Source organism: Amycolatopsis acidicola (assembly GCF_007713735.2).
GTDB classification, from domain to species: domain Bacteria; phylum Actinomycetota; class Actinomycetes; order Mycobacteriales; family Pseudonocardiaceae; genus Amycolatopsis_E; species Amycolatopsis_E acidicola.
Genome location: NZ_VMNW02000175.1, coordinates 1 through 7,297, shown reverse-complemented (window position 1 = coordinate 7,297; position 7,297 = coordinate 1). Strand labels below are relative to the sequence as shown.

At 70.9% G+C, this 7,297-nt stretch carries 7 protein-coding genes and 1 pseudogene; 1 reads left to right on the top strand and 7 read right to left on the bottom strand.

Annotated elements, in window-relative coordinates; all coding sequences use genetic code 11:
- Window positions 1-392 precede the first annotated feature (392 nt).
- A complete protein-coding gene (locus FPZ12_RS46970; protein ID WP_279537884.1) occupies window positions 393-521 on the bottom strand; it encodes a hypothetical protein in 129 nt (42 codons plus the stop codon).
- A gap of 230 nt (window positions 522-751) precedes the next feature.
- Between FPZ12_RS46970 and FPZ12_RS45080 the strand changes: the two genes are divergently transcribed.
- Complete coding sequence (locus FPZ12_RS45080; RefSeq protein WP_144761988.1) at window positions 752-3,589, top strand: glycosyl hydrolase; 2,838 nt, start codon at window positions 752-754, stop codon at window positions 3,587-3,589.
- A gap of 2 nt (window positions 3,590-3,591) precedes the next feature.
- Here FPZ12_RS45080 and FPZ12_RS45075 read toward each other — a convergent pair whose 3' ends face one another.
- The 6 genes and pseudogenes from FPZ12_RS45075 to FPZ12_RS45940 form a co-directional block, all read right to left on the bottom strand.
- On the bottom strand, window positions 3,592-4,026 hold the full coding sequence (locus FPZ12_RS45075) for a hypothetical protein (RefSeq protein WP_144761991.1): 435 nt from the start codon (window positions 4,024-4,026) through the stop codon (window positions 3,592-3,594).
- On the bottom strand, window positions 4,026-4,325 hold the full coding sequence (locus FPZ12_RS45070) for a YbaB/EbfC family nucleoid-associated protein (protein ID WP_144761994.1): 300 nt from the start codon (window positions 4,323-4,325) through the stop codon (window positions 4,026-4,028). The genes FPZ12_RS45075 and FPZ12_RS45070 overlap by 1 nt, the downstream gene beginning before the upstream one ends.
- Window positions 4,322-5,389, bottom strand: coding sequence for a CHAP domain-containing protein (locus tag FPZ12_RS45065; RefSeq protein WP_144761997.1), 1,068 nt, complete (start codon window positions 5,387-5,389; stop codon window positions 4,322-4,324). Before FPZ12_RS45065 ends, FPZ12_RS45070 begins: the two co-directional genes overlap by 4 nt.
- A 10-nt stretch (window positions 5,390-5,399) precedes the next feature.
- Window positions 5,400-6,161 (bottom strand): type VII secretion target, encoded by a 762-nt coding sequence (locus tag FPZ12_RS45060; protein ID WP_144762000.1) that lies wholly within the window; start codon window positions 6,159-6,161, stop codon window positions 5,400-5,402.
- 35 nt (window positions 6,162-6,196) lie between these two features.
- Entirely contained in the window at window positions 6,197-6,958 is a 762-nt protein-coding gene (locus FPZ12_RS45055) for an ESX secretion-associated protein EspG (RefSeq protein WP_144762003.1), read from the bottom strand.
- Window positions 6,959-6,982: 24 nt separating this feature from the next.
- Window positions 6,983-7,297 (bottom strand): annotated as a pseudogene (locus FPZ12_RS45940) (WXG100 family type VII secretion target); the annotation flags it as partial.

Below are 7,297 nucleotides of genomic sequence, written 5' to 3'. Positions count from 1 at the left end.
GGCGGGGTGATGTGCCGCCTGAGTGGGTGCGGCAGGGTGAGCTGTGAGCCGGGCCAGCGGTGCGGCGGTGCGGCAGGGTGAGCTGTGAGCCGGGCCAGCGGTGCGGCGGTGCGGCAGGGTGAGCTGTGAGCCGGGCGAGCGGTGCGGCGGTGAGCTGTGAGCCGGGCGAGCGGTGCGGCGGTGAGCTGTGAGCCGGGCGAGCGGTGCGGCGGTGAGCTGTGAGCCGGGCGAGCGGTGCGGCGGTGAGCTGTGAGCCGGGCGAGCGGTGCGGCGGGCGAGCGTGCCGCGGGGTGAGTGGTGTGGCGGGCGAGTGGTGCGCCGGGCACTGGGCGCGGCGAGCGAGCGGGCGCGCCCCGCCCAGCGGGCCGTCTCGCCCGGCGCGCGATCCGCCGTCATGGCCGTCCGACGTGCCGCGGCGCGCACGCCGAGCGGATCGCGATCCCCGCGGATCTGCTGTTGCCCGTGCCCGAAGGCGTGTCCTGCGGAGCCGCGGGCGGAGTGAGCACGGCCATGGTGCTCATCGTGGGAGTCCAGGCCGGGACGACCGCGCCTCTCCGGATGTTCGATCTGATGCTCACCCGCGCGCACCTGATCGGCACCACCGTCCGCGGGCGTCCTGCTGCCCTGACCTCCGTCCACAAAGGACCCTGGACTGGCCGGATCCGGACAATCGCCCACGGACTCTTGTGGCGGCGTGTGGCTTTCTGCGAGCGTCGCGGAGGGGATCGCACTCGACGAGGAGCCTGAAAACATGATGCGGCGGCGGGAAGTCCTTCGTGGTTCGGTCGTGGTGGCGGCGGCCGTGGTCGCCGGCCGGGTGTCCGGCGCGCAGGCGGCGCCGGCACCCGCGCTCGGCTGGGGGCCCGTCAACGCGCAAACCCGTCCCTGGACGCGCTGGTGGTGGCTGGGCAGCGCGGTCACCGAAGCCGGTCTGGCGCAACACCTCGAGGAGTTCGCTCGCGCCGGGTTCGGCGGCGTCGAGGTGCAGCCGATCTACGAGGCACAAGGCTACGAAGATCACGTCCTGGACTACCTGAGCCCACAATGGCTCGCCGCGCTCGACGCCACCACCCGCCATGCCCGAGCGGCCGGGCTGGGCGTGGATCTCACCACCGGCTCGGGCTGGACGATGGGCGGCCCGTGGATCAGTCCCGCCCAGAGCGCGGGCAGGGCGCTCGTCGAGCACTGGCAACTCTCCCCAGGCCAGCGCCTGACCGTGCCCGTGCGCACGACCCAGCCACCGCATCCCGCCTTGGTGGACGAGGAAAAACTGTCCCGCCCCGACCTCCGCCCGCCGATGGACCCGCTGCCGGACCCGCCCCTGGCCGCGCTCGTCGCGCGCGACACCGGCAGCGGGCGGACGCTCGACCTCACCGCGTCGGTCCGCGCCGACGGAACACTCGACTGGACGGCGCCCGCGGGCGACTGGCAGCTCACCGGGGTGTTCAGCGGCCGCGTGCTCAAACGCGTCGAACGCGCGGGCCCCGGCGGGAAAGGGCTGCTCGCCGACTACTTCGACGAGGACGCGATCCGTCTCCACCTCGACCACTTCGGCACCGCGATCGGCCGCGGGCCACGCGGGATCCGCGCCCTGTTCCACGACTCGTTCGAACTCGAGGACATGGACTGGACCACCCGGGCCGTCGCGGAATTCGCCGACCTCCGCGGCTACGACCTCGTCCCGCACCTGCCCGCGCTGTTCGACTCCGCCGACGAATCCGATGCCCGCGCCCGCGTGCTTTCCGACGTGCGCGAGACGTTCTCCGACCTGTTCCTCGACCGGTTCGCGCTGCCGTGGGCGAAGTGGAGCGCCGAGGGCGGCTGGCTCACCCGCAACCAGGCCCACGGCTCCCCGGCGAACCTGCTCGACATCTACGGCGCCGCGGACATCCCCGAAACCGAGTACACCGGCGGCGAGCTGGTCCCGATCCCGGGATTACGACCGGGCGCGGGAAAGGGCGCCGCGCCGGTCCCGCTCGTGTGGCGATTCGCGTCTTCGCCGGCACATCTGCGCGGGAAACCACTGGTGGGCGCGGAAACCCTGACCTGGCGCGACGAGCATTACCACGTCTCGCTGTCGCAGGCGAAGCCGACGGTGGACCTGCTGTTCTCCGCCGGGATCAACCACGTCGTCTTCCACGGGACCGCGTACTCGCCGCAAGACGCGCCGTGGCCCGGGTTTTCCTTCTACGCGAGCACGGAACTCAAGCCCGCCAACACGATCTGGCGCACCGTGCCCGAGCTGACCGGCTACATCACCCGCTGCCAGTCGGTGCTGCAGGACGGCACGCACGGCAACGACGTCCTCGTCTACTGGCCGCAGCACGACCTCTGGGCGCAGCCGGACGGCGGCATCGGCGCGTCGGCCGAGGACATCGAGCTGACGCCCGACTACACCTGGCAGGGCACCTGGATGTACCAGCACCCCACCGGCGCGGGCGACGTCGCCGGCGGACTGGAGGCGCGCGGCTGGCAGTTCGACTGGGTGTCCGACCGGCAGCTGGCCGGTTTCCGCGGCAAGCGCGGGGGACTGCGCAACGACAACACCGGTTACGCCGTCGTGGTGGTGCCCGGCGCGCGGCTCATGCCGCTGGACACTGTGCGGCAGTTGCGCACGCTGGCCGACCAGGGCGCGACGGTGGTGTTCACCGGGGATCTGCCCGCGGACGTGCCAGGGCTGGCCGACCTGGATGCGCGCCGCGCGCAGCTGGCCAAGCTCAACGCCGCGCTGCGCGCGCACCCGCGTGTTGTGGTGGTAAAGGAAACCGAGCTGGACGCCGCGCTTTCCCGCGCCGGAGCGGTGCGTGAGCCGATCGCCGACACCGGTCTCCGCGTTCTGCGCAGGCAGCACGACCAGGGTAAGCACTACTTCCTCAGCAACGTCACGGCGAACACCGTCGACGGCTGGTACCCGCTCGGCACCGACGCCGCTTCGGTCGGCGCTCTCGACCCGCTGCACGACGTGACCGGGCTCGCGGAAACGAGGCGGGTCAACGGGAAGCTCCAGGTCCGGGTCCACTTGGAACCCGGGGAGTCGCTCATCCTGCGCACCTACGACCGCCGCCACGTGGTCGCGCCGGTCGTGTCCGCGCTCGTGCCGACCGGGCGGGAGGTGGCACTCGACGGCAGGTGGTCACTGCGTTTCCTCGACGGTGGCCCGGAAGTGCCGCCCGCGAGGGACTTGGCGAAGCTGGTTTCGTGGACCGAGCTGGGGGAGCAGGAAAGCGCTTTCTCCGGAACGGCCCGCTACACGCTTCGCTTCATCTTGTCCACTGGAGACGCCGGACGTGACTGGCTGCTCGACCTCGGCGACGTCCGGGAGGCAGCCGCGGTGCGCCTCAACGGACGTGAACTCGGGACAGCCTGGTCGATCCCGTTCCACGTACCGCTCGGCGATGCGGCGCGCCCCGGTGTGAACGTGCTGGAGCTCGACGTCACGAACCTCGCCGCGAACCGCGTCCGCGCCCTCGCCCGCGCGGGGAAGCTGACCACGAACTTCTTCATGAGCTGGCGCAGCGGCCAGGCCCCGGCGGACTGGGACCCCATGCCTTCGGGTCTGCTGGGGCCGGTGCGCTTGCTGGAGGTGTGAGCTTACGCGCGTTGCAGGGTGAAGAACTCCTCGTCGTCCGGGGGCGCGGGGCGCCGCTCGGTGGTGGCGTCCGAAGTGGACTCGCCAAGCTCCTCGGCCTCGGCGGGTTCCTCGGTGATGCCGAGCTGCTCCCGGATCGCCTCGGCGATCGCGGGCGTGGTGCCGGCGCGTAGCACGTCGATTCCCTTGCGCAGTACGGCGTTGCCCGCCGAAGCGCTCAGCCGCGAGATCTCCGCCGCGAGCGCTTCGGGGGTCTGCCGCAGCGCGTCCTCGCCGATCTCCAGCCCGACGAGCTTGCCCTGCACATCCACCGTCACCGACACGTGCTCGCCCGCGGCCGTGCCGCGCAAGCCGGCCATGCCCTCGGCCAGGCCCAGCTTTTCCGGGATCTCCTCGGCGATCTCGATCAGCTCGTCGATCGTGCGCTCGTCCTCCATCAGGCCCTCCAGCTGTCCGGCGTCGTCGCCTCGGCGGTTTCCGCACTCGTCGCGTCCCGGCCGAAACCCAGTGCCTCGAAGGTTTCCTCCGCCACTTCGCCCAGTTCCGTGGCAACCGCGTGCTTGGCGCGCTCGTTCGCCCGCGCCGCGGCCTCCTTCACCAGGCCCAGGATGGTGCGCGAGAGCGCCGCGCCGCCGGAGCGCAGCGCCTCCGGCGACAGTTCGAGCGAGCGCAGCGCGCCGCCCGGAGCCACTTCCACCGAGACCCCGTCCCGGCGTGCCGTTCCGGTGATCGTCACTTCGGGTGCACCCCTCCGTAGAACTTCTTGGCATCGCGCGGAAGCGTGTAGGTATGGCGCATCACCTGGTCACTGGAGTTGCCCTCGATCGTGGTGATCTTGTTCCCGTCGACCTTCTCGATGATCCCGATGTGCTCGCTGCCGCCCCAGGTGGGCCCGGTGCCGAACAGGATCGCGTCCCCCGGGCGCGCCTGCTTGGCGATGTCGCCCCGGTCGTAGGCGGTGTGGTGGCGCTCGCCCCATTTGTAGACGTCCCCGGTGAACCCGTACTTCGGGATGTTCACCCCGGCCTCGCGCCACATCGAGGTCGCGAAGTAGGCGCACCACGGCTGCCCCGTCGGGCCCCATTTGTTCCGGTTGTTGGGGCCTTCGTGGTAACCGAGGTTCTTCCGGGCGTGCTCGAGGATTTTGCCCGCCTTGCTCGAACTCCCTGGTTTCGTCTTGCCCTTTTCCTTGCCCTTTTCCTTGCCCTGGGACGGTTTGTGCGGCTGGGCCTTCCCGGGATCGCCGACCCCGTCGGAGTTCAGGTCCTTCTCCAGTGCCCGCAGCTTGCGCGCGGCTTCCTCCATTTCGGACCGCGCGTCCTTCAGCTGGCCCGAGGACTCCTTGAGGTACTGGCCCGCGAGGTCGGTCACCTCGCCCATCGCCTTGAGCAGGGCACCGGGCGCGGCCAGGCCGGCCATCGCGAACCCGGCCTTGATCAGCCCGTTCGCCTTCGTCACGAACTCGTCCACCAGACCACCCGTGGCGCTGTGCCGGGCGGACAGCGCGCCGGTCACCTCGCTGACGATCTTCGCGCCCTTCATGCTCGCCTCGGCGGTGACGGTGAGGTCGTCGCCGAACTTCGCGGACTTGCCCTCGAACCCGCCGGAGGCCTCGCTTTCCCAGTGGGACATCAGGGTCCGCGCGGCTTTGCGCTGCGTGTCGTGCTGCTCCATGACGGACCGGGCGGCGGACTCCAGCGCGTTCTGCGCGGCCTGCGCCTCGCCCGCTTTGCCTTCGAGTTTGCCGTGGTGCGTCTTCATTTCGTCCGCGAACAGCGTGGCGATCGAAGCGATGTCCATGATTTCCCCTTCAGCCCAGCACGCCGGAGATGTCGGCGCTGGAAAGCGTCTGCAGCGCCGCGTCGTCGTGGTCCTTGTACTGACTCGCGGCCTTGCGGGTCTGCTCGGAGAGCGTGCGCGCGTTGCCCGCCGTGGTCGACACCTGCTTCTCCAGCGACCGGCTGAAATCGCCCAGCGCGTCGGCGAAACCGGTTTCCTTGCCCACCGCGCCGAAACTGTCCTTCGCGATGCCGGTGACCTTCTGCACGGTCTTGGCGCCGATCTCCTTCAGCTGGGCCGCGACGTCGTCGGCCTGGCTCGCGTAGGTGCGGAACTGCGCCGGATCGGCCTTGAACCCGCCCTTCTTGCCGGGGTGCTTTTCGTGGTGCGCCGGCTTTTTCGCGGTGCTCTTGCCGTGATTCTCGGCGACCTCTTTGGCGGCCTTCCGGGCTTCGGTGAGGTGCTTCTTGTAGGCTCCGTTGGTGTAGGTGGACCACGGGCCGAAGGACTTACCGTGACCGGAGATCTTGTACGCGGCCTTCGCGTTCTCGTCCGCGTCGAACAGTTCGCTGTTCGAGTCGATCCCGTACTCCTTGCGGCGCGCCGGGCCCAGCCCGCCGAGCATGTTGACCTGCCACAGCCCGTACGAGTTGTCCGGTGGGGTGGCGTTGTGCGCCTTGGTGTTCCCGCCGGACTCGGCCATCGCCACGGCCACCGCGGTGGTCAGCGCGTCGCCGCGGAACCCGGCTTTGTACGCGTGCTGTGCGATTTCTTCGGCACTCAGTTTGCTCATTCCGCCCCCACTTCTCGTACTGTCGCGAAAACCCGTTACCGGACCTGGTCGGCCAGTTCGGTCAGCCGGGTGGCCAGCCAGGCACCGTCGGCCGGGGTGACCGTGACCCACTGCTTGCCCGCGCGTCCCTGCGTGGTGACGCCGTAGCGGCCCGCTTCGGTGTCGAACCACGTGACGACCTGCGAGCGCCCGCGCGGCCCATTGGCGGCGAGCTGGCCGGAGCAGACGCGCGGGGATTCGGCGAGTGTCCACAGTGCACGGACGGCGCGGCCGGTGATGCCCGCCTGCGCCAGGGTCCACTCGAAACCGCTGTGCCCGGATTCGGCGAACGTCCGCAACGACTCGGCGAAAACCTCGCGCGGCAGCCGGACTTCCTGCCCCGGGCCCGCGGGCGCGGCGCCGAGCACGTCGGCGACCACGGGCAGCAGCTGCTGGACAGGGAAGATCCGCCGCAGCGCCAGCTCTTCGCTGTCCAGCACCGCGAGCACCGCCTGCCGTGGCCCGGCCGCCGCCAAGAGCCGTAACGGGACTTCGCCCAGCAGCAGCGCGTCCACCGAGATCGCGGGGCTGTTCAGCGTGGCCAGCAGCTCTTCCAGCTCGGGAGAGATCTCCTCGCCGTCGATCAGCCCGGCGGCGTTCAGGCTCTCGAAAACCTCGCCACCCAGGTCTTCCCGTTCGTCCATGGTGTACCCGTGGGAAGGGACGCCGAGCGGATACGGCTGCGCGCCCAGGCCCAGATCGTCCCACAGCAGGTCGAATTCGAGCTGGGAGAGGACCAGCCCGTCGACCTCGGTCATCCGGCGTGCCACCGCGCGCCCCTCCTATTCACCGAACACCGGCGGGTACGCCGGCGGCAGGTCGTCGAGCAGGTCCAGACCACTGTCCTCGCCGTAGCGGTTCTTGTGCTCCTGGTCCTCGCTTCCGCCACGCTGGCCGCCCAGCGGCGGGTAGAACCCGCCGACACCGCCACCACGTCCGGCCGCGGCGGCCGCCGCCGCGCCGGAACCGGCGCGGCCCGCCATCCCGGATTCGGCCGGGGACATGCTGCCCGTCATGGCGCCGCCGCCGGCCGGGCCGCCGTTCGCGCCGCCGAGCACGCCCGCGCCCCCGTAACCGCTGCCGGAGGAGCCCAGCCC